Source organism: Streptomyces nitrosporeus (genome assembly GCF_008704555.1).
GTDB classification, from domain to species: Bacteria; Actinomycetota; Actinomycetes; order Streptomycetales; family Streptomycetaceae; genus Streptomyces; species Streptomyces nitrosporeus.
The window spans coordinates 5272525-5299267 of the sequence record NZ_CP023702.1; the positions used below are offsets into that span (position 1 = coordinate 5272525).

At 71.5% G+C, this 26743-nt stretch carries 20 protein-coding genes and 2 tRNA genes; 21 read left to right on the forward strand and 1 reads right to left on the reverse strand.

Annotated elements, in window-relative coordinates:
- Positions 1–161 precede the first annotated feature (161 nt).
- The 7 genes from CP967_RS23260 to CP967_RS23290 all read left to right on the forward strand — a co-directional run bounded on the left by CP967_RS23260 (position 162) and on the right by CP967_RS23290 (position 10655).
- Complete coding sequence (locus tag CP967_RS23260) at positions 162–1382, forward strand: glycosyltransferase family 2 protein (protein ID WP_150489829.1); 1221 nt, start codon at positions 162–164, stop codon at positions 1380–1382.
- A 218-nt stretch (positions 1383–1600) separates the two neighbouring features.
- Positions 1601–4312, forward strand: a complete 2712-nt coding sequence (locus CP967_RS23265; RefSeq protein ID WP_150492002.1) for a CDP-glycerol glycerophosphotransferase family protein — start codon at positions 1601–1603, stop codon at positions 4310–4312.
- Positions 4313–4703: 391 nt separating this feature from the next.
- Complete coding sequence (gene proB / locus CP967_RS23270; RefSeq protein ID WP_150489830.1) at positions 4704–5852, forward strand: glutamate 5-kinase; 1149 nt, start codon at positions 4704–4706, stop codon at positions 5850–5852.
- Between the two features lie 120 nt (positions 5853–5972).
- Positions 5973–6458, forward strand: coding sequence for a hypothetical protein (locus CP967_RS23275; protein WP_150489831.1), 486 nt, complete (start codon positions 5973–5975; stop codon positions 6456–6458).
- Between the two features lie 370 nt (positions 6459–6828).
- Positions 6829–8112 (forward strand): glutamate-5-semialdehyde dehydrogenase, encoded by a 1284-nt coding sequence (locus CP967_RS23280; RefSeq protein WP_150489832.1) that lies wholly within the window; start codon positions 6829–6831, stop codon positions 8110–8112.
- Between the two features lie 111 nt (positions 8113–8223).
- Positions 8224–8820 carry an SCO2584 family spore wall biosynthesis protein gene (locus CP967_RS23285; RefSeq protein WP_150489833.1) on the forward strand — a complete coding sequence of 199 codons (597 nt, stop codon included), beginning with the start codon at positions 8224–8226 and terminating at the stop codon, positions 8818–8820.
- 704 nt (positions 8821–9524) lie between these two features.
- Positions 9525–10655: an SCO2583 family membrane protein gene (locus CP967_RS23290; protein ID WP_150489834.1), complete on the forward strand. Its 1131-nt coding sequence runs from the start codon at positions 9525–9527 to the stop codon at positions 10653–10655.
- Here CP967_RS23290 and CP967_RS23295 read toward each other — a convergent pair.
- Positions 10585–11751: a M48 family metallopeptidase gene (locus tag CP967_RS23295; protein WP_150489835.1), complete on the reverse strand. Its 1167-nt coding sequence runs from the start codon at positions 11749–11751 to the stop codon at positions 10585–10587. The two genes, CP967_RS23290 and CP967_RS23295, sit on opposite strands and share 71 nt — an antisense overlap.
- Positions 11752–11860: 109 nt before the next feature.
- Here CP967_RS23295 and CP967_RS34115 point away from each other — a divergent pair, with 109 nt between their 5' ends.
- The 14 genes from CP967_RS34115 to CP967_RS23365 all read left to right on the forward strand — a co-directional run bounded on the left by CP967_RS34115 (position 11861) and on the right by CP967_RS23365 (position 26634).
- A complete protein-coding gene (locus CP967_RS34115) occupies positions 11861–12013 on the forward strand; it encodes a hypothetical protein (protein WP_167535424.1) in 153 nt (50 codons plus the stop codon).
- Between the two features lie 84 nt (positions 12014–12097).
- Positions 12098–12259, forward strand: a complete 162-nt coding sequence (locus tag CP967_RS23300) for a hypothetical protein (protein ID WP_150489836.1) — start codon at positions 12098–12100, stop codon at positions 12257–12259.
- A 38-nt stretch (positions 12260–12297) separates the two neighbouring features.
- Positions 12298–12915: a nicotinate-nucleotide adenylyltransferase gene (gene nadD / locus CP967_RS23305; protein ID WP_150489837.1), complete on the forward strand. Its 618-nt coding sequence runs from the start codon at positions 12298–12300 to the stop codon at positions 12913–12915.
- 19 nt (positions 12916–12934) lie between these two features.
- On the forward strand, positions 12935–14677 hold the full coding sequence (locus CP967_RS23310; RefSeq protein WP_150489838.1) for an LCP family protein: 1743 nt from the start codon (positions 12935–12937) through the stop codon (positions 14675–14677).
- 68 nt (positions 14678–14745) lie between these two features.
- A complete protein-coding gene (gene rsfS, locus CP967_RS23315) occupies positions 14746–15177 on the forward strand; it encodes a ribosome silencing factor (protein WP_150489839.1) in 432 nt (143 codons plus the stop codon).
- On the forward strand, positions 15174–15827 hold the full coding sequence (locus CP967_RS23320; protein WP_150492003.1) for a histidine phosphatase family protein: 654 nt from the start codon (positions 15174–15176) through the stop codon (positions 15825–15827). Before rsfS ends, CP967_RS23320 begins: the two co-directional genes overlap by 4 nt.
- A gap of 212 nt (positions 15828–16039) precedes the next feature.
- Positions 16040–16112, forward strand: a tRNA-Ala gene (locus CP967_RS23325).
- Between the two features lie 403 nt (positions 16113–16515).
- On the forward strand, positions 16516–16749 hold the full coding sequence (locus CP967_RS23330) for a hypothetical protein (protein ID WP_150489840.1): 234 nt from the start codon (positions 16516–16518) through the stop codon (positions 16747–16749).
- A gap of 130 nt (positions 16750–16879) precedes the next feature.
- Positions 16880–16952 (forward strand) — tRNA-Ala (locus tag CP967_RS23335).
- Between the two features lie 351 nt (positions 16953–17303).
- Positions 17304–20171, forward strand: a complete 2868-nt coding sequence (leuS, locus tag CP967_RS23345) for a leucine--tRNA ligase (protein WP_150489842.1) — start codon at positions 17304–17306, stop codon at positions 20169–20171.
- 149 nt (positions 20172–20320) lie between these two features.
- A complete protein-coding gene (locus CP967_RS23350) occupies positions 20321–21076 on the forward strand; it encodes a hypothetical protein (RefSeq protein WP_150489843.1) in 756 nt (251 codons plus the stop codon).
- Positions 21077–21290: 214 nt separating this feature from the next.
- Positions 21291–22136, forward strand: coding sequence for a DegV family protein (locus tag CP967_RS23355; RefSeq protein WP_150489844.1), 846 nt, complete (start codon positions 21291–21293; stop codon positions 22134–22136).
- Positions 22137–23461: 1325 nt separating this feature from the next.
- A complete protein-coding gene (locus tag CP967_RS23360; protein ID WP_308436071.1) occupies positions 23462–23929 on the forward strand; it encodes a ComEA family DNA-binding protein in 468 nt (155 codons plus the stop codon).
- A 197-nt stretch (positions 23930–24126) separates the two neighbouring features.
- Positions 24127–26634, forward strand: coding sequence for a ComEC/Rec2 family competence protein (locus CP967_RS23365; RefSeq protein WP_190175022.1), 2508 nt, complete (start codon positions 24127–24129; stop codon positions 26632–26634).
- The last annotated feature ends 109 nt before the right edge of the window (positions 26635–26743 follow it).

Sequence of the window (26743 nt, forward strand, 5' to 3'; positions counted from 1 at the left end):
CGCAGGCCGGTACCGCTCCCGGCTGGTCCGTCCGACGGCCCGTACACCCCTCCTTCGGGAGGGACGTACGGGCCGTTTCGCGTGTCTTTCCGTACAACGCGCTGTGAATCGTCGTTCCATCGTTCATTCCGAACAACAAGGAAATGACGGACCGGGGAACGATGAGCAGCAGCACACCGGATGTCAGCATCGTCATCGGCGCCTATCAGGCCATGCCTTATCTGAGGCACTGCCTCGCGTCCGTCGAGGCGCAGACGCTCGGAGCCGGGCGGATCGAGATCATCGCCGTGGACGACGGTTCCACCGACGGCACCGGGGAGTACCTGGACGAATTCGCCGCCCGCTCCGCCGTCCGGACACGGGTCGTCCACCAGCCGAATTCCGGCGGCCCCAGCGGTCCGCGCAACGTCGGTCTGGGGCTGGCCCGCGGCCGGTACGTCTTCTTCCTGGACGCCGACGACTACTTCGGCGAGGAGGCCCTGGAACGGATGGTCGCGATGGGTGACCGGGCCGGTACGGACGTCGTCCTCGGGAAGATCACCGGGGTCGACCGGGGCGCCGCGAAATCGATGTGGAAGCAGACCGTCGAACATGCCGACATCTATTTCTCACAGGTCAAATTCACACTGAGCGCCCAGAAACTCTTCCGCCGTGAACTCCTCGTACGGCTCGGGATGACGTTCGACGAGAAACTGAGGACCGGAGAGGACGCCCTCTTCACGATGGAGGCGTACCTGCGGGGCAACGGTGTCTCCGTCGTCGCCGATTACCCCTGCTACTACCTCGTCGGCCGCGACGACGGAAAACACGTGACCAAGAGCGGGAGCTACGAACTCCGCTTCGATTCGGCCCGGGCCCTGATGGACCTCATCGCCGAGTACGTGCCGCCGGGACCCGAACGGGACGCGCTGATGGTGCGGCCGTTCGTCATCACCCTGCTCCCGCAGTTCGGACCCGGACTGCTGAAGCAGTCCGCCACGGTGCGCCGGCGGAAGATGGAACTGGCCGCCCCGCTGATGGAACGGTACTGGACGCGCGGCCTGGCCCTCCGGCTCAAGGTCCAGGAGCGGCTGCGGCTGATCTGCGTCGCCAAGGGGCGGACCGATCTCCTCCTGGACCTGCTGCGGTTCATGAAGGAGGGGCGGCAGCCGGAGATCGTGCGCGGCCGGCGGCCGGCCCGGCTCTTCCTGGCGTACCCGCACTTCGGGGAGGGCCCCGCGCTGCCCGAGTCGGCGTACCGGATGACGGTGGCGGAGTGGGTGGGCGGACGGCGGATCGAGCCGCCCGCGACGATGCGTTCGTCACTCATCGGACGGGCGCTGCGCAAGGCGGGCCGGACGGTCCGGGGCGTCACGCCGGCGCACGGGGCGCGTCGGACCTGACCGGCCCGGCCCCAAAGCCGCCCGGCCGGCGGCGCGGGAGGACGGCCATGAGCCGTGTGAGGGATGTCACGGCTTCCTGTGCGGCAACCGTGAGGCTCTATTATGCGTCTCATTCACGCCCCGTCTTCCAGGGGTTCACCTCCGCAGTCCCTCGGAAAGGCCCTCTCGCTGTGGCGTCCCGAACCGTCGAAACCATTCCTGCCGAGCTCAACCGGCTCATGAAGTACTTCCCGGAGACGCCGGTCGAGGAGCGCCCCGCCTTCCACAGCGCGGCGAAGGAGTTTCTGGCACAGGCCGCCCCGAAACTGATCCGCAAGTTCTCCCCCGTCACCCGGGTCAAATGGCACCTCGCGGCCACCGGGCGGGGGGAGGAGCTCGTCAGACTCCTGGAGTACGAGCGGGCCAACCCGGGGGCGTTCGCCGTCCGGGGCCTGCGGCGGGCCCGTATCGAGCTCCCCGGGATAGCGAGCTCCTCGCTCCCTCCGGCGGTACGCAACTTCACCCGCAGGGAACTCCCGGTCCGCAGCAAGCTGCTCGGCCTGGCCTGGCGCGACGGGCGCCTCGAGGTCCGCGGCTACGCCTACATCCCCAACGTCCCGGCCGCGACCGGCAAACGTTCGCTGCGGGTCGCCGTGCTGCGGCGCCAGGGCAGCCGGAGCACCGTGCCGCTGCGGCTGCGCACGGTGCTGGAGCCGAGGGCCACCGCCGAGGCCAAGAGCGCCCACCACCACTACGACTGGTCCGGCTTCGAGATCGCCGTCGACCCGGCACGGCTCCGGACACGCGGCCAGTGGCAGGCGGGCACCTGGCGCCTGGGCATCGGCATCCCCCGCCCCGGCGGGATGTCGGTGGGCAGCGTCCTCAAGGGCAACTCGGGGGCCACCGGGCACAGCTCGGTCCGGGTCGTCGACGACGGCGTGCGGATCGTCACCGGCTTCGACCGCAACCGGCTGAAGCTCACCGTGGACGTCGTCCCCGCCGAGGTGGAGTCCCAGGAGACCGACGCCGAGGGCCTGACGGTGACCCTGCGCTCCCGCGCGGACGGCAAGAGGCCCACGGCGCTGCGCTTCGACCACGCCGCCACCGAGTACGCCGAGGACTTCCCGCTCCAGGAGAGCGGCGCCGGCGGCGACGGATGGACCCGCTTCACCGGACGGGTGCCGTTCGCCCAGCTGCCCGTCGACGGCGTCGTCCCCGGCAAGGCCCGCTCCTACCGGGTGCTCATCGTGTTCGAGGACGGCAAGACGCGCCGCGCCACGATCTCCCAGAGCCTGCGCACGGGCGTCCAGCCGCTCCCGGGCAGCCTCGAATTCGCGGTGCGCACCGACGGCGCGGGCAACTTCACCCCGCAGATCCGGGTCCCCCAGCCCCTCGTCGACCGGGTCGAGTGGTCCCGGAGCGGCGAACTGCTGCTGGCCGGCACCTACCCGGGGGCCGCCCCCGAGAGGATGAAGTTCGTCCTGCGCCACAGCGGACGCAACGAGGACAAGCCGTTCCCCGTCGAGTTCGAGGACGGGCGGTTCACCGCCCGGGTGACGCCGGACGAGATGCCCGCGTACGACGGCACCCTCTCCCTGCGGGCGGGGCGCTGGCTGCCCTTCCTGCGCGCCAGGGACGAGTGGGACCACCGGCACGACGTCCCCGTGTCGATCCGCCCGGACCTCATCGGGAGCCTGCCGCGCGTCCACCAGGGCGAGAAGCGCACGTACACCGTGGAGCGGATCGACTACGACCGGATCTTCCTGGAGTCCGGCCCGGTCCTGGACCCGGCGCTCCGGGGCGCCTACCGGCAGGCGCGGCTGCGTGAGGAGTTCACCGCCGAGATGCGCAAGCTGCCGCTGCGCGAGGCCGTGCTCTACAACAGCTTCGGCGGCAAGCAGTTCTCCGACTCCCCGCGCGCGGTCTACGAGGAGCTGGTGCGCCGCGGCGCCGAGGTCGAGCACATCGCGATGGTCCACGACCAGCAGGTCATCCTGCCGCCCGGTGTGCGTGGTGTGGAGTGGGCCAGCAAGGAGTGGTACGAGGCGCTGGCCCGCAGCCGCTACATCGTGACCAACGGCGGCATCCGGGAGTGGTTCGTCCGCCGGGAGGGCCAGGTCGTCGTCCAGACCTGGCACGGCACCCCGCTCAAGCGGATCGGCGCCGACCTGCTCGGCACCCCGCAGGCCAACCTCGCGTACATCGGGAGCCTGCCCCAGCGGTCGCGGCAGTACAGCCTGTTCATCACGCCCAACGCCTTCACCACCCCGATCATGACGAACGCCTTCCGGCTGCAGTGCGAGGTGCTGGAGGCCGGGTACCCGCGCAACGACGTGTTCCATGCCCCGGACCGGGTGGAGCGCGCGGCGGCGGTGAAGGAGAAGCTGGGCATCCCCGCGGGCAAGAAGGTCGTCCTCTACGCGCCGACCTGGCGTGACGACCAGCGTTACGGCGGACGGCGCTTCAAGCTGGACAACCGCATCGACGTCGACGAGGCGCGCAAGCGGCTCGGCGACGACCACGTCCTGCTCTACCGCAAGCACCACAAGGTCCTCGACAGCATCCCCGGGGCCGGACAGGGCTTCGTCTGGGACGTCACGTACTACCCGGACATCGCGGACCTCTACCTGATCGCCGACGTGCTCATCACGGACTACTCCTCCGTGCTGTTCGACTTCGCGCACTCGGGCCGGCCGATGCTCTTCTTCACCTACGACCTGGAGCACTACCGGGACACCCTGCGGGGCTTCTACTTCGACTTCACCTCGCGCGCCCCGGGCCCCCTGATCAAGACGTCCGAGGAACTCGTCGACGCCATCCGCAACATCGACGACGTGTCCGCGAAGTACCAGGAGAAGTACGACCGGTTCAAGGCCGACTTCTGCGAACCCTCGGACGGCCTGGCCTCCGCCCGCGTCGTCGACCGGATGCTGACCGTCGGCAAGGACTGAGGGCCCGGGAAGACCGGTGGCCGGCGGCCCGATGGCCTCCGGTCGCCGGTCGGCTGTGGCTGACCGGCCGGGCCGGCGGCTGCGTCCGGCCGGGCCGGTCACAGGGTCCGGGCCGGTGCCGGACCGGCCGCTGCGTCCTGACGCCGTGCCGCGGGGCGCCGTGCCGTGGCCGCCGTGCCGTGGCCGCCGCGCCGCGTGTCGCCGTGTCGTGGTCGCCGTACGGCCGGTGTCCACCGGGCGAAACGGGAGGCGCCAAAGGCGGCCGCTCGCGTACTGTGCTGTGTGCTCGCCGGAGGCCGCCCCGGACCATGAAGCGGCCCGGGGCCCAGGTCACGGCGCCACGCCTGGCCCTCCGGCCGGACAACCGAGTGGCCAGAGTGTGAGGAAGCACGTGTCAGCTGCCAGGCCGGGCGTCACCGACGCCCGCAGGATCGTCGTCAAGGTCGGCTCCTCCTCCCTCACCACCGCGGCCGGCGGCCTCGACGCCGACCGGGTGGACGCCCTCGTCGACGTACTCGCCAAGGTCAGGGACGGCGGGGAGCGGCAGATCGTCCTCGTCTCCAGCGGCGCCATCGCGGCCGGCCTCGCCCCGCTCGGCCTGGTCCGCCGGCCCAACGACCTGGCCCGCCAGCAGGCGGCCGCCAGTGTCGGCCAGGGGCTGCTCGTCGCCCGCTACACGGCCTCCTTCGCCCGGTACGGCGTACGCGTCGGCCAGGTCCTCCTCACCGCCGACGACACCAGCCGGCGGGCCCACTACCGCAACGCCTACAGCACCCTCGACCAGCTCCTGGAGATGGGCGCGCTCCCCGTCGTCAACGAGAACGACACCGTCGCCACCGACGAGATCCGGTTCGGCGACAACGACCGGCTCGCCGCGCTCGTCGCCCACCTCGTCCACGCGGACCTGCTCGTCCTCCTCTCCGACGTCGACGGCCTGTACGACGGCGACCCCAGCTCCCCGGGCACCTCACGCATCGCCGAGGTGAGCGGGCCCGGCGACATCGAGGGCATCACGATCGGCAGCGCCGGGAAGGCGGGCGTCGGCACCGGCGGCATGGTCACCAAGGTCGAGGCGGCCGGAATCGCCACCGCCGCCGGGGTCCCGGTCGTCCTCACCTCCGCCAGCCGGGTCGCGGACGCCTTCGCGGGCCGCGACACCGGAACCTACTTCCACCCCACCGGCCGGCGCTCCGCCGACCGGTTGCTCTGGCTGGCCCACGCCTCCGCCCCGCGGGGCGCCCTCGTCCTCGACGACGGGGCCGTGCGCGCGGTGGTCGACCGCCGCACCTCGCTGCTGCCGGCCGGGATCTGCGGGGTCGAGGGGGAGTTCTCGGCGGGCGACCCGGTGGAACTGCGGAACACCGCCGGTCACGCGGTCGCCCGGGGACTCGTCAACTTCGACGCCAAGGAGATTCCCCAGCTCCTCGGGCGCTCCACCCACGACCTGGCGCGGGAACTCGGTCCCGCCTATGAGCGCGAGGTCGTACACAGGGACGATCTTGTCGTCCTCACGTCCCGGACGGCCCCCCGAAACGGCTGAAAGTCCAGCCTTCGAGCCGAGACCTTCACCAAAACCGCCCCAAGCCGGCCCTGGGACTGGTCAACTTTGTCGTGGGGACACAAGGGGTCAGCTCAGCTACGCATTCACAGGAGGCCGCCGGTGAGACGAGCGCGCTCGGGGGCGCCGCCCCGTGGAACGGGCAGCCGCGCCCTGACCAGCGTCGGGGCCGGAACCGACTTCGTCGGCCCGCGTACCGACCAGATCTTCGAGCAGGAACCGGCGGTGAAGGACGAGCCGCAGAGCCGTTCCAAACTGTGGCACATCACCCTCAGCGTCTCCGGCGGTGAGATTCCGCTGGGTGAGGTCAGGCGAGGGCTCGAACAGCTGGCACACGACCACCCCTTCCTGCTGACCAGCCGGTATGCCAACGACCACGCGGAGATCCGCTACTGGGAAGAGGCCCGCGACCTCCACGACGCCGCCGCCGTGGCGCTGCGGCTGTGGGGGGAGCACCGCTCCAGCGCGGGGCTGCCGCCCTGGGAGATCGTCGGCCTGGAGGTCATCGACCGGGAGACCTACCACCAGCGCGTCGCCGAGGGCTACGGCCCGCCGCCCGCCGCACCGGTCGGCGTACACCCGTACTGACCCGGCGCCCCGCACCGACGTCTTCCCGCACCGGTGCCTCCCCGCACCGGTGCCTCCCCGCACCGGTGTCTCCCCGCACCGGTGTCCTGGGCCGGGCGAGGCGCACCGGTGCGCGCCGGGCGTGTGCTGGGTGTGGGCGCGGGGCATGGGGGCCGGCTGCGGGTGCCGCTGGGGTGACGATGCGGCGCGGGAGCGGGGTGCGGGTTCGCAGCTGGTGGGCGCTGTCCCGGCGCCGGTGGGACGGGCGGAGGCGTGAGGGTGCGGAAGCGCGGGAAGCGCGCGGGATGGGCGGGGTCCGTGCACCGGGACACCTGTCTCGCATCACGAAATACCGGACGGAGAGCCGTCGCCGGAGCACTACCCTGCAGGCATGACCACGCTCTCGCCGTACGACAACCTGTCCCCGGTCGTCCAGGCCGCCTACCGGGCCCGCTCCGCGGCCGCCGAGATCGCGCCACTTCCGCGTGCGGCGAAGGACGACGCCCTCCTGGCGATCGCGGACGCGCTCGAGGTACGCACAGGTGAGATCGTCGCCGCCAACGCCGAGGACGTCGCCCGTGCCCGCGAGGCGGGGACCAGCGAATCCGTCGTGGACCGGCTGACCCTCACGCCGGAGCGGATCCGTGCGGTCGCCGCCGACGTCCGGGACGTGGCGGCGCTGCCCGACCCGGTGGGCGAGGTCGTCCGGGGCTCCACCCTCCCCAACGGCATCGATCTGCGTCAGGTGCGGGTGCCGCTCGGAGTGGTCGGCATCATCTACGAGGCCCGTCCCAACGTCACGGTCGACGCCGCAGCCCTGTGCCTGAAGTCCGGCAACGCCGTACTGCTGCGTGGCTCCTCCTCGGCGTACGCCTCCAATTCCGCGCTGGTACGGGTCCTGCGCGACGCGGTGGGCGGGTCCGGCCTGCCGGCCGATGCGGTGCAACTGGTGCCGGGGGAGAGCCGCGACTCCGTACGCGAACTGATGCGTGCCCGCGGGCTGGTCGACGTACTGATCCCGCGCGGCGGCGCCTCGCTCATCCGGACCGTCGTGGAGGACTCCACCGTCCCCGTGATCGAGACCGGTACGGGCAACTGCCATGTGTACGTGGACGCGCAGACCGACCTCGACATGGCCGTCGGCATCCTGGTCAACTCCAAGGCCCAGCGGCCGAGCGTCTGCAACGCCGCCGAGACCCTCCTGGTCCACAAGGACATCGCCGCGGACTTCCTGCCCCGGGCGCTGGACGCACTGGCCGACGCCGGTGTGACCGTGCACGGCGACGAGCGGGTGCTCGCCTACGCGGAGGGGTCCAAGGCCACCGTGGTGGCGGCGGAGCCGGAGGACTGGGAGACCGAGTACCTCTCGTACGACATCGCGGCCGCGGTGGTGGAATCGCTGGACGCCGCCGTGGCCCACATCCGGCTCTGGTCCTCCGGCCACACCGAGGCGATCGTCACGACCTCCCAGGCGGCGGCCCGCCGGTTCACCCAGTTGGTGGATTCCACGACGGTCGCGGTGAACGCCTCCACGCGCTTCACGGACGGCGGCCAGTTCGGTTTCGGCGCGGAGATCGGCATCTCCACCCAGAAACTGCACGCCCGCGGCCCCATGGGGCTGCCGGAGCTGACGTCGACGAAGTACATCGTCACCGGCGACGGCCACATCCGATAGGCCGCGGGAGGACGGCGGCCACCGGACGGCCCGGGCGGCCCGGGCGGCCTTCTGGTGGCCGAGTTCGCGGACTCCCTGCCCAGAACGTCCCGCCGGGGCTACGCTGATTGCGTGCCGGACGACGTGGGGGGCAGGCCGTTCCCGGACGGCTGGGAGCCCGACGACGACCGCGGGGGCGCGGACGAGGACTTCGCCTCCGTGGTGTTCGACGAGGACTTCGTCCGGTCCGCCGAGATCCACGAACCCACCGCGGTCGAGCGGCTGCTCGCCGCGGCACAGGCGCGCGCCGAGGCGGAGGCGAGCAGAGCCCGCTCCGGTGGCGGCACCATGGACGACGACCTCCACGGCGACGGGCCGGACGGCCTGTACGGCCGTGAGAGGGGTTATGGCGACTCCTTCGACCCCGAGGGTTTCTACGACCCCGACGAGGACGACGACGGCCCGTACGGGCACCATGGCGGGTCCCTGCGGCCCTACCGAGGCACCGCCCACTGGCACCGGCCGGTCGCCTGGCTGCTCGCCGTGCTGATGGGGGTCGGGATGGTCGCGCTGGCGTTCAGCGCCGTCTACCGGGGTGCTTCGGGCAGCAACCGCCCCGAACAGGTCCCGTCGCCGGTGACGAGCGGTGTGGACGGGCCGGGGGCGCCCCCCTCCGCCTCGCTGGGCCACCCCCGCCCGGCCGTCTCCGCCGTTCCCCGCACCCCCTGAGCCTCCGCCCCCTCCGCCCCCGCCGCCGCCCCGGGTATCCGGCGCCCGGAGCCCGGTGTCCGGGCCGAGGCGCCCTGCCCGGACAGATGCGCACTGCCCGCCCGGCCCGAGCCCGCCTGCGCCCCCACCTGCGCGGCGTTTACCGTGAGGTGGATCGACCCACTCTGAAGACATGACCTTTTCCCTCCTTCCGCCGTCGGCGCCGTCGTTCCCGCCGTCGTCGTCACCGTCGGCGGGAAGAGGGGGATGCCTCCCTTTCCGCGCCGGGACGACTCCCCCGACTGCCGTACCCCGGGCCGCCCCTCACCGGGTCCCGGACCCGCTGCCGGGCACCGGGTCCGGCCTCCGGCAGCGGGAACACGGTGGGGCGGGCACCGGCGACGGAGCCGGTGAGCTGTTCCGATGACGCGCTCATGCCGCCTGGTGCCTGCCGCCCGGCGACAGCGACCCGAGCACTACGGGCAACGCCGGTCACCACTGGAGCAACGCCGGTCACTACTGGAGCAGCGCCGGTTACCACCGGAGCAGCGCCGAGCGGCGTCTGATGTCGCAGTGCAGAGTTTTCCTGTGTCGAATGTTCCTCAGTCGCATGTTCCTGTGTCGAACCCGTGACGGACAGTCCGCTCGAAGTCTTCCGGCCGAAGCGGATGCGGAGGTGAATCCCGCGCCCGCTCCCGCCGGGGGCGCGGAGATCGGGAGAAGCCATGACAGGCCGTGGAGAACCGCCGGACGGCCCCCCGGAGAACCCGCCGGGGGGCGAGGACGAGTACCGCTCGCTCGTCTTCGACGAGTCGTTCGTCCGCGCTGCCCGGCTGCAGGAGTTCTCCGCCCAGGAACGGATGGGCGAGCCGGCCCGTGCCGTCCGGTCCGTGCGGAACGTCTCCGGACCGGGCACCCGGCGGCGCTCCAGAGCAGCCGTCGCCCTGGTCGTGCTGATCACCCTCGCGTTCGCCACCGCTGTCTACATCGGCTTCCGCAACCCCTACCGGGCGCCGGCCGTCCGCCACGCCGAACCGCTGCGGACCACCGTGGTCCCCCTGGCGCCCCGGGGAGCCGTCCCGGGCGGGACTCCCGAGGATCTGTTCGCCACCGGCCCGGCGGCATCCCACCGGTCCGGTGCCGCCGGCATCAGCCTGCCCCCGGTGCGGAGGACCGAGAACTTCTCCAACAGCCAGGTCACCGCCGCGCTGAGCACCGTCAAGGACTACCTGGTGGCCTCCTCCGTCGACCCCGACGTACTCACCGGCCGGATGGTCCGCCCGGTCGGACGCCTGCTGGACCCGGACCAGACGGCACAGTTCGACCGGAGCGTGAGCACACCGGCCGACGACGGCGAGCACGCCGCCACCGGCTGGCTGGTCCGCTTCGACCCCGCCGACACCGAGCTGGCCGACACCGACGTCCGGGTGGAGGGCTCCCTGTCCTACGCCGAGACGGGGTCGGACACCCTGGAAGTGGTGTCCGACCACACGTTCACCTACGCCCTGCGGCCCGCCGCCCCCGGCCCCCATCGCGCCGACGACGCCTCACTGTTCACCGTGCGCCGCGAACTGCACTTCGTGGTCGACCGTGAGGACCTCAGGCTGCACCGGCTGGAGGTGCGCAGCGCCTACGTCCAGGCCGGACCGCAGTCCTGTTCCGCCGAGGACGCCGGATCCCTGCGCCCGCTGCTCGCCGGCGAGCGTACGGACAGCAGGGGGCCGGACGGCACCGACCCCTACGCCACGGGCCTGCCCAGGGCGGAACTGTGCGGCACCCTGGCCGTCAGCTCTCCGCCCCAGGGCCCTCCTCCTCCGGGCCCGGACGACGCCACGTCCCCTGGGAACCGTCCGTAGCCTCCGAGGAGCCCGCGGGCCCGCCGCCCTTGCCCCCGGCGGGGCCGGCCCCCCTCGCGCCGCCGTTCCCCCCGCCCGCACCGGTGAACCGGTCGCGCAGCTTGCCGCCCAGGTCGCCCGCCCCGCCGGCGATGTCGCCGACGAGCTTCATCAGCGGATCCTTGCTGGTGCGCACCGTGTCGGCGTAGTGCGACGCGGACTCGCGGAAGGAGCCCGTCACCGAGGTGTCCTTGTCCTCCTCGCGCCTCGGGTAGTGGCCGTCCATGACGCGCTGGTAGTCCCGGGTCTCCGACCACTTCTTCAGCTCGGCGGCCCGCACCGTGGTGAAGGGGTGGGAACGCGGCAGCACATTGAGGATCTTGAGCACGGAGTCCCGCAGATCGCCGCCCTTCTCGTACTCGTCGGCCTGGGCGAGGAAGGCGTCCACGTTCATCTCGTGCAGGTGGTTGCCGCCCGCGATCTTCATCAGACCGCGCATCGACGCCTGCAGATCCTGGCCGACCAGCAGACCCGCCCGGTCCGCGGAGAGCTCCGACTTGCGGAACCACTCACGCAGTGCCGTCACGATCGCCATGATCGCGACATTGCCGAGCGGAATCCACGCCACCTTCACGGCGAGGTTGGTGAGGAAGAGAAGTATCGTCCGGTACACCGCGTGCCCGGAGAGCGCGTGGCCCACCTCGTGCCCCACGACGGCCCGCATCTCCTCCTCGTCGAGCAGCTCCACGAGGCCGGTGGTCACCACGATGATCGGCTCGTCGAGGCCGATGCACATGGCGTTGGGCTGCGGGTCCTGCTTGACGTACATCGGCGGGACCTTCTCCAGGTCCAGGATGTAACAGGCGTCCCGCAGCATGTCGTTGAGGTGCGCGAACTGGGCGTCGCCCACCCGAACCGAATCCGACAGGAACAGCAGCCGGAGGCTGCGCTCGGGGAGCAGGCCGCTCAGGGCCTTGAACACGGTGTCGAACCCGCTGAGCTTGCGCAGGGCCACCAGGGCCGAACGGTCCGCCGGGTGTTCGTAGGCCCGGGAGGAGATCCCCGGGAACCGCCTGCGCTGCCTGCTCGGCACGCTCTCGTGACTGTTGTCGGTCATGGATGCCCCCTGTTCGTACGAGACTCGCTCGTCCCCCTGACAGATGCCAGCGTAGGTGCTGGCGCTACGGTGTGCGGGGGGCTGTGGATAACCATGAGGAGCGCCCGAAATGCCGTACACCGCCGCACTGCTCGCCGCCGTCTCCGAGGAGCAGGGGCCGGGCAGCACCCTCCGGATCGTCCTGGTGGTCTCGATCGTCGGAGCGGCGCTGCTCGCGTGGTTCCTGCTGCGCGGATACCGCAACGACAACGAGAACGACTGAGTCGGCGTGAGCGTGCCCGGGACGCCCGCATACGATGTCCGGGACGTCTTCCTTCCGACTCCCGAGCGATAGGTCCCGCAGAAGATGAGCCTCACGAGCACCGCACAGCAGCTGGTCACCCTTGCTTCCGAAGGCGGTGAAGGCGGCAACCACGAAAGTCTCAGCCCCTACCTCACCGGAGTCGGCGCGTTCGTCGCCCTGATGCTCCTGCTGTGGATCACCACACGCTTCAACCGGGACCGCTGAGGCAGAGGCGAACAGCCGTGCCAGTAGGGTCTGCACGCATGGGAGAGCAGGAAGTGCCTACCGGCCGCGGCAAGCGCAGACTCGGCGTGATGGGCGGGACATTCGACCCGATCCATCATGGACACCTGGTGGCGGCCAGTGAAGTGGCCGCCCAGTTCCATCTCGACGAGGTCGTCTTCGTCCCGACCGGTCAGCCGTGGCAGAAGAGCCACAAGCAGGTGTCCCCGGCCGAGGACCGCTATCTGATGACGGTCATCGCCACCGCGTCCAATCCGCAGTTCTCGGTCAGCCGCAGTGACATCGACCGTGCCGGTCCGACCTACACGATCGATACGCTGCGGGACCTGCGCGAGGTCCACGGAGACGCGGACCTCTTCTTCATCACCGGCGCCGACGCGCTCTCCCAGATCCTCACCTGGCGGGACGCCGAGGAGCTGTTCTCGCTCTCCCACTTCATCGGTGTGACCCGGCCGGGCCACCTGCTGACGGACGACGGGCTGCCCGAGGGCGGGGTCTCGCTCATCGAGGTACCCGCGCTGGCGATCTCGTCCACGGACTGCCGCGCCAGGGTCGCGCAGGGGGAGCCGGTCTGGTATCTGGTGCCGGACGGTGTGGTCCGCTACATCGACAAGCGCCAGTTGTACCGCGGCGAATGAGCCACGGAGAGGGGCACCGGTGAACGACCGACCAAACCCGTACGACCCGTACTACCAGCAGCAGCCGCAGATCATCGGCTACGACGAGTACGGTCAGCCGGTCTACCAGCAGCAGGAGCAGAGCCGGCCGCAGCCGTACGACCCCTACGCCCAGCAGCCGCAGGAGCCCCGGCAGCCGCAGGGCGGGCAGACACAGCACGGCTACGGGGACGCCCAGGGATACGGCTACGACCCGTACGCGGGCACCGGGCAGGGCTACGACCCGTACGCCCAGCAGCAGCCCGTCCCCCCGCCGGCGCAGCAGGGCTACGACTACGGCGACGGCGGTTACGGAACGTACGGGGCGTACGGCCAGAGCACCGGCACACAGCCCGCCGCGGACAGCACGGGGCAGTGGGCGGCCCAGGCCGCGCCCTCCGCCCCGACGGCCGCGCCTTCCGGACCGCGGCCGGACTTCGGACAGACGCCCGAGCCCGTCGTCCCCGAACAGCGCCGCGCCGACCGCGACCACCGGGGTGAGCAGTTCTCCTTCATCGAGGAGCCCGACGAGGACTCCGAAGACGTCATCGACTGGCTCAAGTTCACCGAGAGCCGCAGCGAACGCCGTGAGGAGGCCCGGCGGCGCGGACGCAACAGGCTGGTCGCGCTGATAGTCGTCGCGGCCCTCGTCGTGGTCGGCGGCGCCGGCTACCTGTGGTTCGCGGGCAAGATCCCCGGAATGTCCGGCGAGGACGGGCGTACGGCCACCGCGAACGGGCCGCAACAGCGGGACGTCATTGTCGTCCACCTGCACAACACCAAGAAGGGCGGCACCTCCACGGCGCTGCTCGTCGACAACGCCACCACGAAGCAGGGCACCACCGTCCTGCTCCCCAACTCGCTCGCCCTGGCCGCGGACGACGGCACCACCATCACCCTGGGCGATTCCGTCGACGGTGACGGCTCCACCGGGACCCGCGAAGCCGTCGACACCCTGCTCGGCACCAAGATCACCGGCACCTGGCGGCTCGACACCCCGTATCTGGAGAACCTCGTCGAACTCGTCGGCACCATCGAGGTCGACACCGACACCGACGTGCCCGACACCAAGAAGGGCGCGGCCCCGGTCGTCCGGAAGGGCGAGGCCCAGACGCTGAGCGGGCAGATGGCCGTCGCGTACGCCACCTACCGAGGCCCCGGCGAACCCGAGGCCAAGCAGCTGACGCGCTTCGGAGAGGTCCTGCGCAGCACCCTGCGCAAGATGTCGGAGGACCCCGAGGCCGCCACCGTCACGGTGCAGACCCTCGCGCAGATCCTCGACCCGTCGCTGCCCGAGCAGGACCTGGGAGCCTCGCTGGCGAAGCTCGCCGGCCACGCCAAGGTCGGCGACTACACCACGACGGTGCTGCCGGTACAGGAGGACGGGACCCTCACGGAGAAGGCCGAGGAGACCGTCGTCAAGGAGGTCCTGGGCGGCACCGTCAAGGCCCCGGAACAAGGCGCGGCGGTACGGGTCGGCGTCACGAACGCCACCGGTGTCCCCGGCGTGGGCCCCAAGGCCCGGGTACAGCTGGTCAACGGAGGTTACGCGTTCGTGGACAGCGGGGAGAAGGACACCGTGCCGGCGTCCGAGGTCCGCTACCGCACCGAGGAGGACAAGGCGAAGGCCGTCGAGGTCGCCAAGACGCTCGGCCTCACCGCGGACGCGGCGAAGAAGGGCGAGCTCCCCGCCAACGCCGACGTGTCCGTCGTCCTCGGACAGGACTACAAGATCCCGAAGTAGGCGTCGCCGGGTTGTCGGCGGTCCGTGAGACCCTAGAGGTTGATCTGACCGCCGACGAAAGCCTGCATGTGACCGCCACGGACCGCTCCACCGAGCTCATCAAGACCGCAGCCCAGGCCGCGGCCGACCGGCTCGCGCACGACATCATCGCCTACGACGTCAGCGACGTCCTGTCGATCACCGACGCCTTCCTGCTGGCCTCGGCTCCCAACGACCGCCAGGTCAAGTCGATCGTCGACGAGATCGAGGAGCGGCTGCAGAAGGAACTCGGCGCCAAGCCGGTACGCCGCGAAGGCGACCGCGACGCCCGCTGGATCCTCCTCGACTACGTCGACATCGTCGTCCACGTCCAGCACAGCGAGGAGCGCGTCTTCTACGCCCTCGAACGCCTGTGGAAGGACTGCCCCGAGATCGACCTCCCCGAGGACGCTGTGAAGACCCACGGAAAGGCCGAGGAGCACGCCCGGCTCAACGGCGGCACGGAAGGGGAACAGAGCTGAACGGCAGCAGAGGCGGCAGAGGCCGCAGGATCGTCCTCTGGCGGCACGGCCAGACGGCATGGAACCTGGAACGGCGTTTCCAGGGGTCCACCGACATCGATCTCACCGAGACGGGCGTCAGCCAGGCGCGCAGGGCCGCCCGGCTGCTCGCGTCGTTGAAGCCCGACGCCATCGTCGCCTCCGATCTGCGGCGTGCCGCGGACACGGCGGCCGAGCTGGCCGCCGTCACCGGTCTCGACGTCGTCCATGACGCCGCGCTGCGCGAGACGTACGCGGGTGCCTGGCAAGGGCTCACCCACGAAGAGATCATCGAGCAGTACGGCGAGCAGTACGCCGCGTGGAAGCGCGGTGAACCCGTGCGCCGAGGCGGCGGCGAGCTGGAGACCGAAGTCGCCGACCGGGCCGCACCGGTGGTCCTCGGGCACGCCGACAAGCTGCCCGACGCCGGCACGCTGGTCGTGGTGAGCCACGGCGGCACGATCCGGACGACCATCGGACGTCTGCTCGGGCTGGAGTCCCACCACTGGGAGGGCCTCGGCGGGCTCTCCAACTGCTGCTGGTCCGTGCTCGGCGAGGGCGTACGAGGCTGGCGCCTGCTCGAACACAACGCGGGGACCCTTCCGGAGCCGGTCCTGGGGGACGACACCTAGGGTCTCCCGTCCGGATCGTGCCGGCTCCGTGCGCCCCCACCGGGCCCACGGGCGAGGCGGCACTTCGCGGACGCGGGCCGAGGCCGCCGCCCCGACCCGGTCGGCGCCCGGTCCGGAAACCTCCCCCCGGGGCCGGATTTCACTTTCCGGCTGGTCGCAGGCTAAAGTTCTTCTTGTTCGCAGCGCGGAAACGCGAGAAGCAAGCGAACAGCGGGGCTATAGCTCAGTTGGTAGAGCGCCTGCATGGCATGCAGGAGGTCAGGAGTTCAATTCTCCTTAGCTCCACAGAAGAAGATCCCGTCCCCTATGGGGGCGGGATCTTCGGCGTTCAGGCGGCCTCTGGGAGGAGGCCGGTCCTCCGGCCGCCGGCGCGTCTGCTTCCTGACGGGGCCGGTGCGCTTGTTTCCCGGCGGGGTGGGGAGGCGCAGGTCCGTACCCCGCCCGCGCCGGGCGACTCCTTTCGGACAAAGAGGGGCAGCCCGGCCCGCGAGCAGGCTGACCCTCTTGCGGGCGCATGGCAGAATCGGAACGCCGGAGGGGGCGACGGACCGATCGGGAGGGGGCGCGATGCCTGCGAGCCGCGTGAGAGTCCCGGACCTGCCCGTCCGCCCCTCGACGTCCCCCGGCTCCGCCGCCCCGCAGGAGGGCTCCCGCGTGTGCACCGCCTGCTGTATCCGGAGCTGACGCCATGGGTGCACACAGGCGGAAGTGCGACTGGTGCGGCAGTGGTACGCCCATCGTCCGCGACATGGATCCCGTCAACGCGAAGTACCAGTACTGGTGCGAGGAGTGCGCGCGGGCGCTGATCATAAAAGGCGACCCCATCGAGACCTACCGGGAACTGGAGGGGGAGCCCATCTACGGCAGGCTCCTGGAGGAGCACTGCACCCTCAAGCGCTTCTACTCCTTCGCCACCGCCTGACGCCCGGAACCGGGTTGTCCCCCTGGGGTGTCGGCGACGAAACCGGGACAGACCGGAAACGATTTTTGATGCACCGGGTGGACCGTGTAATGTTCTCGATGTCGCCGGGGGAACGCGGAGACAAAAGCAAGGGGCTATAGCTCAGTTGGTAGAGCGCCTGCATGGCATGCAGGAGGTCAGGAGTTCAATTCTCCTTAGCTCCACAGTGAAGAAGCGGGTCATCCTGAACGGGTGGCCCGCTTCTTTTCGTCGTGGGGCCCCGGGCGCGCACCGGTCCGGCGGGTGGCGGCGAGGACGGTGCCGCCGAGGGTGGTGGCGGCGGAACGCGCGGGCGTGGGGGTGGCCCGTGCGGTACCCTGGCGCCATGCGTGCCGTACGCCTTCTGCTTAGCGAGCCGCGCTGATCACTACCGACCGGTGAGAATGCCTGGTCGGACTCGGCGCGGCGTCCCCTCCTGTGCGAGGGGATTTTTCGTTTCCGTAGACGTGTGTCCGTAAGACGTGTGTCCGTGGACGTGGGCGCCGGCAGATGACGATCGATGGAGCTTGAGGATCATGAGCGAGACGAACACCGCGGCCGAGGTGGCCGCGCCGCACCGCTACACGGCAGCGATGGCCGCCGACATCGAGGCACGCTGGCAGGACTTCTGGGACGCCGAGGGTACGTACGAGGCCCCCAACCCGAGCGGTGATCTGGCGGGCGACCCGGAACTGGTCGCCAAGCCCAAGAAGTTCATCATGGACATGTTCCCGTACCCGTCGGGTTCAGGACTGCACGTCGGTCACCCGCTGGGCTACATCGCCACCGACGTCTACGCCCGCCACCAGCGGATGACCGGGCACAACGTGCTGCACACCCTGGGGTTCGACGCCTTCGGCCTGCCCGCCGAGCAGTACGCCGTGCAGACGGGCACCCACCCGAGGGCCTCGACCGAGGCCAACATGGAGAACATGAAGGCCCAGCTGCGCCGGCTGGGCCTGGGCCACGACAAGCGCCGCTCCTTCGCGACGATCGAAGCGGACTACTACAAGTGGACCCAGTGGATCTTCCTGCAGATCTTCAACTCCTGGTACGACACCGAGGCCGACCGCGCCCGCCCCATCGATGAACTGGTCGCCCAGTTCGAGAGCGGCGAACGCCCCACTCCGGACGGCCGCGACTGGGCCGCGCTGAGCGGGGCCGAACGCGCCGACGTCCTGGGCCGGTACCGCCTGGCGTACGCCTCGGACGCCCCGGTCAACTGGGCGCCCGGTCTGGGCACCGTCCTGGCCAACGAGGAGGTCACGGCCGATGGCCGCTCCGAGCGGGGCAACTTCCCGGTCTTCAAGGCCAAGCTGCGCCAGTGGAACATGCGCATCACCGCCTACGCCGACCGGCTGCTGAACGACCTGGACGGGCTGGACTGGCCGGAGGCCATCAAGCTGCAGCAGCGCAACTGGATCGGCCGGTCCGAGGGCGCGCGCGTCGACTTCCCCGTCGACGGTGCCGGCGACATCACCGTCTTCACCACCCGCCAGGACACGCTGTTCGGTGCCACCTACATGGTGCTGGCGCCCGAGCACGACCTGGTGGAGCGGATCATCCCCGCGGCCTGGCCCGAGGGCACCCACCCGGTGTGGACCGGCGGCCACGCGACCCCGGCCGAGGCGGTCACCGCCTACCGCAAGCAGGCCGCGGCCAAGTCCGACGTGGAACGGCAGGCGGAGGCCAAGGACAAGACCGGTGTCTTCACCGGGGCGTACGCCACCAACCCGGTCAGCGGGGCGAAGGTCCCCGTCTTCATCGCCGACTACGTGCTGATGGGATACGGCACCGGCGCGATCATGGCCGTACCGGCGCACGACGCGCGCGACTTCGCTTTCGCGCGCGCCTTCGAGCTGCCGATGCGCTGTGTCGTCGAGCCGTCGGACGGCCGCGGTACGGATCCCTCGACGTGGGAGGACGCCTTCTCCTCGTACGAGGCGAAGCTGGTCGACTCCGCCAACGACGAGATCTCGCTGAACGGCCTGGGCGTCACCGAGGCCAAGGCCAGGATCACCGCATGGCTGCGGGAACACGGCGTCGGTGAGGGCACCGTCAACTTCCGGCTGCGGGACTGGCTGTTCAGCCGGCAGCGCTACTGGGGCGAGCCCTTCCCGATCGTGTACGACGAGGAGGGCACCGCCCACCCGCTGCCCGAGTCGATGCTGCCGCTGGAGCTGCCCGAGGTCGAGGACTACTCGCCGCGGACCTTCGACCCGGAGGACGCCGAGGCGCAGCCGGAGACCCCGCTGTCCCGCAACGCCGACTGGGTCCATGTCACCCTGGATCTGGGCGACGGGCCGAAGAAGTACCGCCGCGAGACCAACACCATGCCCAACTGGGCGGGCTCCTGCTGGTACGAGCTGCGCTACCTGGACCCGCACAACGACCAGCGGCTGGTGGACCCCGCGATCGAGCGGTACTGGATGGGTCCCCGTGAGGGGCAGCCCACGGGCGGTGTCGACCTGTACGTCGGCGGTGCCGAGCACGCCGTGCTGCATCTGCTGTACGCCCGGTTCTGGTCCAAGGTCCTGTACGACCTGGGGCACATCTCGTCGGCCGAGCCCTTCCACAAGCTGTACAACCAGGGCATGATCCAGGCCTTCGTCTACCGGGACAGCCGCGGGATCGCGGTACCGGCCACCGAGGTCGAGGAGCGGGACGGCGCCTACTACCACCAGGGCGAGAAGGTCAGCCGCGTCCTGGGCAAGATGGGCAAGTCCCTGAAGAACGCGGTGACGCCGGACGAGATCTGCCGTGAGTACGGTGCCGACACCCTGCGGCTGTACGAGATGGCGATGGGTCCCCTGGACGTCTCCCGCCCCTGGGACACGCGCGCGGTGGTGGGCCAGTTCCGGCTGCTGCAGCGGCTGTGGCGCAACATCGTCGACGAGGAGACCGGTGAAGTCACCGTCGTCGACACGGAGCCCGACGAGGAGACGCTGAGGGCACTGCACAAGGCGATCGACGGTGTCGGCCAGGACATGGCCGGAATGCGTTTCAACACGGCCATCGCGAAGGTCACCGAGCTGAACAACCACCTGACCAAGACGGGCGGCCCGCTGCCGAGGCCGGTCGCCGAGCGGCTGGTGCTGCTGGTCGCCCCGCTGGCCCCGCACGTGGCGGAGGAGCTGTGGCGTCGGCTGGGCCACACCGGGTCCGTGGTGCACCAGGACTTCCCGGTCGCCGACCCGGCGTACGTGGTGGACGAGACGGTGACCTGTGTGGTGCAGATCAAGGGCAAGGTGAAGGCGCGCCTGGAGATCTCCCCGTCGATCACCGACGAGGACCTGGAGGCGCTGGCCCTGGCCGACGAGAACGTCGTCGCCGCCCTGGGCGGGGCCCAGATCCGCAAGGTGATCGTGCGGGCGCCGAAGCTGGTCAACATCGTTCCCGCCTGACACGGGCGTCCCGGGCGCGGCCACGGGACGGCAGGGCTTTCCCCTACGGGCAGGTTGGGGGTTCCGGAGGAACCCTCGGCCTGCCCGTTCCGTTTACGGTAGAAGGGCGACCGCACACCGGCAGCCGAGTCGAGACCCGAGGGGCGTCCATGGAAGCCGCGATCCTGATCCTGACGCTGCTGTTCGTCGCGTTCATCGCCCTCGGGGCGTACGCGGGGGTGAAGGCGGTGCGGGCGGCCAAGAGAGGTGTGGACCGCACGATCACCCAGGCCCGCCGTTCCGTGGAGGACACCACGCTTCGGGCCAAGAGCTACGGGCAGGTGGGTGTGCCGGGGGAGCTCGCGCAGTTGCGGCTCGCCCTGCGGACCTCGATGCGGGCCACCCAGGAAGCGCTGAACGCCGGGGTGGCGGATGATCCCTCGCTCCGTGAGTCGCTGGGCCTCTTCGAGCGCCTGAGCGCCCACGGCCGCGAACTCGACAACGCACTTAAGGGCCTGGAGCGGGAACCGGACCGGGCGACGGTGGCCAGGATGCTGCCGAGTCTGAAGGAACGCACCGAACGCATCACGCACTCCGCCGAGTCGTTGCGCTGGGCAGCCCGTGACCGGGCCAGGCAGTTCGCCGCCGACGACCTCGCCGCGCTGAACGCGCAGATCGATGTCGAAGCGGGCGCACTGCGGCACTGGACGACCGAGGACACACCGGCGCCGGCCTGGGAGGCGGCTCCCGGCCCGGAGGAGAGGGGCCGGACGGCAGAGGACGGGGCCGCGACCGGACGAACCGGCGGGAACAGCGGCACTGCCGGGGAGCAGGAGACGGGACCGCAGGCCCTGACACGCTCCGACCCGCGGCAGAAGAACGCCTACCCGTGGCAGAAGTCCGCCCGGCCGGAAACCACGAACTGACCGGGCCGGTGATCGCGGTCCGGCCGGAAGAGTGTGAGCCGGTCCGTGAACAGGGCTGCGGCCCGTCCGGGCCGCAGCCCTGGCACCGCCGGACGCCCCGGGGGCAGAACGCGCCGGGGTACGGGACGTCGGGGGAACGACCGGGCACAACGGAATGGCCGGTGGGCCAGGGCCGGGCTGCCTCGCCCCCGTCCCGGAGGGTAACCTCCGGCTCATGTCCCGCCATGTCGCGATCGTCACCGATTCCACGGCCTACCTGCCGCGCCAGACGATGGAACGGCACGGCATCACCACGGTGCCGCTGACCGTCGTCCTGGGAGACCAGGCACTTGAGGAGGGCACGGAGATCTCGGCCCGGTCGCTCGCCCTGGCCCTGCAGAAGCGCCACTCCGTGACCACCTCCCGGCCGAGCCCCGAGGTCTTTGCCGCCGCCTACCGCGCCGCGGCGGATGCGGGGGCCACCGGCATCGTCTCCCTGCACCTGTCCGCGGAGATCTCCGGCACATACGACGCCGCACGGCTGGCGGCCAAGGACGCGCCGGTGCCGGTACGGGTGGTCGACACCGGAATGGTTGCCATGGCCCTGGGCTTCTGCGCCCTGGCCGCCGTGGAGGTGGCCGAGTCCGGCGGTGGGCCGGACGAGGCGGTCGCCGCGGCGGAGAAGCGGGCCGCGGGCACCTCCGCTTTCTTCTACGTCGACACGCTCGATTACCTGCGGCGCGGTGGACGGATAGGCGCGGCGCAGGCGTTGCTGGGATCCGCGCTCGCCGTGAAGCCGCTTCTGCAGCTGGACGCCGGACGTATCGAACTGCTGGAGAAGGTACGGACGGCGTCCAAGGCGATCGCACGGCTCGAGGAGATCGTCGTCGAGCGGGCCGGAGCGGGCGCCGTGGACATCGCGGTGCATCACCTGGCCGCCTCGGACAGGGCGGACCGCCTTGCCGAGCGGCTGAGGGAGCGGGTGCCCGGCCTGGGGGACCTCCATGTGAGCGAGGTGGGCGCGGTGATCGGTGCGCACACCGGACCCGGACTGCTGGGCGCCGTGGTGTCAGCACGCTGAACTTCACCCCTCCGGAGGGGTGAAGTTATCCACAACTGGCGAGTTATCCACCGGAATTGACGCGGCTCGGTGCGTTTCGGCAGAAGTGTCTAGCGTCGTGAGGCATGACCTTCCGATCAGCTCAGGCACCCAGTCGCGTCCTCGCAGCCCTCAGACCGGAGGACGGCCCCACCCATCGACCGGCTCAGCAGGCAGGCCAGGACAGGCCCGGTCGGGACGCGCGCGTCCGGACGGGAGCGGGCACCGGCCCCGGCGGCAGAGCGGGCACGGGTCCCGGTTCCCGAGGAAGCCGCTTCGGCGGCCGGGGGAACCACAGGCGGACCGGGCGGGGGAGGGACACGGAAGCGGTATCGGCTTCGCGGCACCGTGCGGACGCGTTGATGACGGAGCGGCGAGGGGCCGGGCCAGAAGCGCGGGAGGGAACGACGGCGCCCGGCGGATCCACATCGCTCGGTGGGCCCGTGCCGCTCGGCGGCAGGATGCGGCCCGGGCCGGAGGAAAGGCCCGACGCGCCGGTGCCGCGTGGCGGGGAGCCGGGGCCCGGCGGCGCGGTCCGAGCCGGAGCCAGGGGGCCCGCGGACCCTCGCACCGGTCCGCAGGCCGGTACGGCAGACGGCGGAGGAGGAGCGTGTTCGGGGCGGGGACCGGATAGCGGACCGCTACGGGCCCCGGGGGACGCGAGGCCATCGCGAGCAGAAGCGGTCCGCAGGCCGGGGGCGAGCCGGGAGCAGGCAGGCCCGGTACCAAGGGCGTCAGGGTGTGCGGGGGTGCCCTCTCAGGAGACATCACCCCTACTGGGGCTTCGGGGGACGCGCCGGGTGCCTTCCTGGGCACCGGCCACCCCGCCCGGCCGTGGGCCGGGGCACGGGACCGGGAGACCGGCGGGGGCGCGGATGCCGGGGCCGCCATCCCTCCCCGTCCCGCAGTCCGCTCCGGAGCGCGCTGAACCCCTCACGGTCCGCGTCGAACCACCTGCGGTCTGCGTCGAACCACTTGCGGTCCGCGTCGAACCGCCTGCGGTCCGTGTTGAATCTCTTGCGGTCCGTGCCGCGCGTCCGCCTTGGTGGCAATCGCTGGGGCATGGACTGCGGGACCGGTTACCCCTGTGGATCCAGCTCCGGTGCGGCCTGGAGCCGAAGTCGCTGGCCGCGCTCGCCGTCGTCCTGGTCGTCGCGGCCGTATTCGCGGGGACACACTTCTGGTCGGCCCGCCCTCAGGCGGTCAGAGTCCCGGAGCCGGTGGTGGAGGCGGTGACAGGCCTGGCAGGCGCCTCGGCGCCCGTCGATCTGCCGGCCGGGCCGTCCCCGGCAGCCGTACCGTTCGCCATGGCATCCGCACCCGGTGCGCACATCGTCGTCGACGTGAGCGGCAAGGTGCTCCGGCCGGGGATCCAGGAACTGCCCCCGGGTTCCAGGGTTGCCGACGCCCTGCGCGCCGCCGGAGGTGTACGTGAGGGCGCGGACACCACAGGTCTCAACCGGGCCCGGGTCCTGACGGACGGGGAACAGGTGGTGGTCGGAGTGCCGGGGGCGCAGCCTGCCCAGGCGGGGCCGGCGGGTGGCACCGGAGGTTCCGCAGGAGGGGGCCGTGCCGGTCCGGTGGCGCCGATCAGCCTGAACGCCGCCACCCCGGAACAGCTGGAGACCCTCCCGGGGGTCGGCCCGGTGCTCGCCGGGCACATCATCGACTACCGCACCGAGCACGGCGGTTACCGGTCCGTCGACCAACTCCGTGAGGTCAGCGGCATCGGAGACCGGCGCTTCGCCGAACTGCGCCCGCTGGTCCGGCCGTGACCCGCACCGGGGACCGCGCCCAAAGGCTTCCCGGCACCCCTGTTCCGACCCCTGTCCCCGGGGTTCCTGCGGGTGCGGCCGTCACCGCCGTCCCCTCGGAGCCCGCCGGTTCCGCCGGGGCCACGGCCACTGATGTCCACACGGCACCCAGCCACCGGCCGACGGCTGCTGACCAGCGGTGGGACGAGTCGCTCGACCTGCGGCTCGTCCCACCTGCCCTAGCGGCCTGGGCAGCCGCCGGAACCGCTCTCGACTTCTCGGGCCGGTGGGTGGCGGTGGCGGTCACCCTGTGTGTCTGTGCCGCCCTGGGAATCATGGCAGCGGGGCGAAGGGTGACGTACCGCCGAGGAACGGAAGGAGCCGGGCGGCGGGGCGGTGGCGGACGTATGCGCACGCGATGGGGCGGCACCGTGGTCGCGGCCGCGCTGCTCTGTGGCGCGGCCGGCGCGACCGCCGCCGCGCTCCACGGAGCGGAGGTCCGGAGCGGACCCGTACCGGGGCTGGGCCGGGACTTCGCCCGGGCCGACGTGGAGGTGACGGTCAGGTCCGATCCCCGCAGAACCCGCCCTCAGGTCCGGGGCGACCACAGCGTGCCCGGTTCCCTGCTGCTGGACGCGGACGTCACCCGGATCACCGCCGCCGACGGCTCCGTCACACGGCTGAGCACCCCGGTGCTGGTCATGGTGTCGCCGGGAGGGGCGGCCACCCGGTGGGAGAGGCTGCTGCCCTCCACCGGCCTGCGGATCAGCGGACGGCTGGCACCACCGCGCCACGAGGGTGAGCGCGTGGCGGCCGTGCTCCGCACCGACGCGGACGAACCACCGGAGGTGACCAGGGAACCCACCCGTACACAGCGCCTCGCGGGGAGCCTGCGCGCCGGGCTCCGGGAAGCCGCCAACGGTCTCGACGCCGATGCCCGGGCGCTCCTGCCGGGGCTGGTGGTGGGGGACACCTCTCGGGTGCCGCCCGAACTGCACGACGCCTTCAGGGCCACCGATCTCACGCATCTGCTGGCCGTATCCGGTGCCAACCTGTCGATTCTGCTCTTCCTGCTCATCGGGCCCCCGAGTTCCGCGCTGCGCAGCGAGCGCCGTGGGCTCGCGCCCCGCCTGGGGATCTCCCTGCGTCTGACCGCACTCACCGGCGGCGCCGTCGCTCTCGCCTTCGTGATCGTCTGCAGACCGGAGCCCAGCGTGCTGCGCGCGGCCGCGTGCGGACTGATCACCTTGCTGGCCATCGGCACCGGCCGGCGCAGATCGCTGATTCCCGCCCTGGCCACGGCGGTTCTGCTCCTGGTGCTCCACGACCCGTGGCTGGCCCGGAGTTACGGCTTCCTGCTCTCCGTGCTGGCCACCGGCGCCCTGCTCACTCTCGCCCCGCGGTGGAGCGGTGCCCTGCGGCAGCGCGGGATACCGCCGAAGCTCGCCGAAGTGCTGGCGGCGGCGGGAGCCACCCAGGCGGTCTGCGCACCGGTGGTCGTCGTCCTCGCCTCGCGGGTCAGCCTGGTCGCGATCCCCTGCAACCTGCTGGCGGAGTTCGCGGTCGCGCCCGCCACGGTCCTGGGTTTCGCCGCGCTCGCCGCGGCTCCGGTGTCGATGCCGGCGGCCGAAACCCTGGCCACCGTCGCCGGTTGGCCCGTGGGATGGATCGCGTCGGTCGCCCGTACCGGAGCGGCGCTGCCCGGTGCGGAAGCCGACTGGCCTGGCGGATGGCAGGGGGCCGCGCTGCTGGCCGTCATCACCGCCGTACTGGTGCTCTCGGCGAGCCGGCTCGCCCGGCATCCCTGGATCTGCTCGGCCGCCGCACTCCTCCTGGTCCTGGCCGTGCTCAGACCGGTACCGCTCACCAGGATCATGACCGGCTGGCCGCAGCCCGGCTGGACGTTCGCACTGTGCGACGTGGGACAGGGAGACGCCATGGTGCTCGCCGCCGGTGAGGACGCCGGGGTGGTCGTCGACACGGGACCCGACCCCGAGCCGGTCGACCGCTGCCTGCGCGAGCTCGGCATCACACGTGTACCGCTCCTGCTGCTCACGCACTTCCACGCGGATCACGTGCGGGGACTGCCGGGTGTGCTCCGGGGCAGAGAGGTCGCAGCTATCCGGACGACGGCTCTGCAGGAACCGGCGGACCAGGCGGCGTTCGTACGGAGGACGGCCGCGGCGGCCCATGTCCCGGTCGGGCAGGCCGTGCCGGGGGAGCGCAGGCGTATCGGGTCGCTCGACTGGCAGGTTCTCTGGCCGCCTCCCGCCCCCGCCCCGCCCGTGCCGGGCAGCCCGGTACCCGCTGCTCCCGGTGCCGCTCCCGCGGCCACGGGGACCGCCGCGGAATTCGTGACGGAGGAGCCCAACGACTCCAGCCTCACCCTCCTCGTGAGAACCGGCGGGCTGAGCCTGTTGCTGCTCGGCGACCTGGAGCCGCCGGCCCAGCAGGGACTCCTGCGCGTACACCCGGCATTGCCCCGGGTGGACGTGCTCAAGGTGGCGCACCACGGATCGGCGTACCAGGACGACGCCCTTCTGCACGGTCTCCGGCCCAGGCTCGCGCTCATCAGCTGCGGTGCGGACAACCCGTACGGGCACCCGGCCGCCCGCACGGTCGGGGCGCTCCGGACGGCGGGAGCGAGGGTGCTGCGTACGGACACCGACGGGGCGATCGCGGTGTCCGGAGCGGGTGGCGGGCTGACCGCGGTGGGCCGGTCATGAACGCGGTAGGCACCGACAGGCGGGAACCGGTGAGGCCGGTAGGGAGCGGAGGGGAGCAGGAAGCCGGACTCGGCCATTGTCTCGGTCCTCGGGCTTCGGTCTTCGTCCA

Excerpts from the sequence above, each read along its gene's own strand:
- CP967_RS23360 (WP_308436071.1), top strand. The coding sequence starts at position 23,462 with ATGGCATCCGCACCCGGTGCGCACATCGTCGTCGACGTGAGCGGCAAG.
- CP967_RS23290 (WP_150489834.1), top strand. The coding sequence starts at position 9,525 with ATGACAGGCCGTGGAGAACCGCCGGACGGCCCCCCGGAGAACCCGCCG.
- CP967_RS23350 (WP_150489843.1), top strand. The coding sequence starts at position 20,321 with ATGGAAGCCGCGATCCTGATCCTGACGCTGCTGTTCGTCGCGTTCATC.
- CP967_RS23300 (WP_150489836.1), top strand. The coding sequence starts at position 12,098 with ATGAGCCTCACGAGCACCGCACAGCAGCTGGTCACCCTTGCTTCCGAA.
- CP967_RS23295 (WP_150489835.1), bottom strand. The coding sequence starts at position 11,751 with ATGACCGACAACAGTCACGAGAGCGTGCCGAGCAGGCAGCGCAGGCGG.
- CP967_RS23355 (WP_150489844.1), top strand. The coding sequence starts at position 21,291 with ATGTCCCGCCATGTCGCGATCGTCACCGATTCCACGGCCTACCTGCCG.
- CP967_RS23330 (WP_150489840.1), top strand. The coding sequence starts at position 16,516 with ATGGGTGCACACAGGCGGAAGTGCGACTGGTGCGGCAGTGGTACGCCC.
- CP967_RS23280 (WP_150489832.1), top strand. The coding sequence starts at position 6,829 with ATGACCACGCTCTCGCCGTACGACAACCTGTCCCCGGTCGTCCAGGCC.
- nadD (WP_150489837.1), top strand. The coding sequence starts at position 12,298 with ATGGGAGAGCAGGAAGTGCCTACCGGCCGCGGCAAGCGCAGACTCGGC.
- CP967_RS23260 (WP_150489829.1), top strand. The coding sequence starts at position 162 with ATGAGCAGCAGCACACCGGATGTCAGCATCGTCATCGGCGCCTATCAG.
- CP967_RS34115 (WP_167535424.1), top strand. The coding sequence starts at position 11,861 with ATGCCGTACACCGCCGCACTGCTCGCCGCCGTCTCCGAGGAGCAGGGG.
- CP967_RS23265 (WP_150492002.1), top strand. The coding sequence starts at position 1,601 with ATGAAGTACTTCCCGGAGACGCCGGTCGAGGAGCGCCCCGCCTTCCAC.
- leuS (WP_150489842.1), top strand. The coding sequence starts at position 17,304 with ATGAGCGAGACGAACACCGCGGCCGAGGTGGCCGCGCCGCACCGCTAC.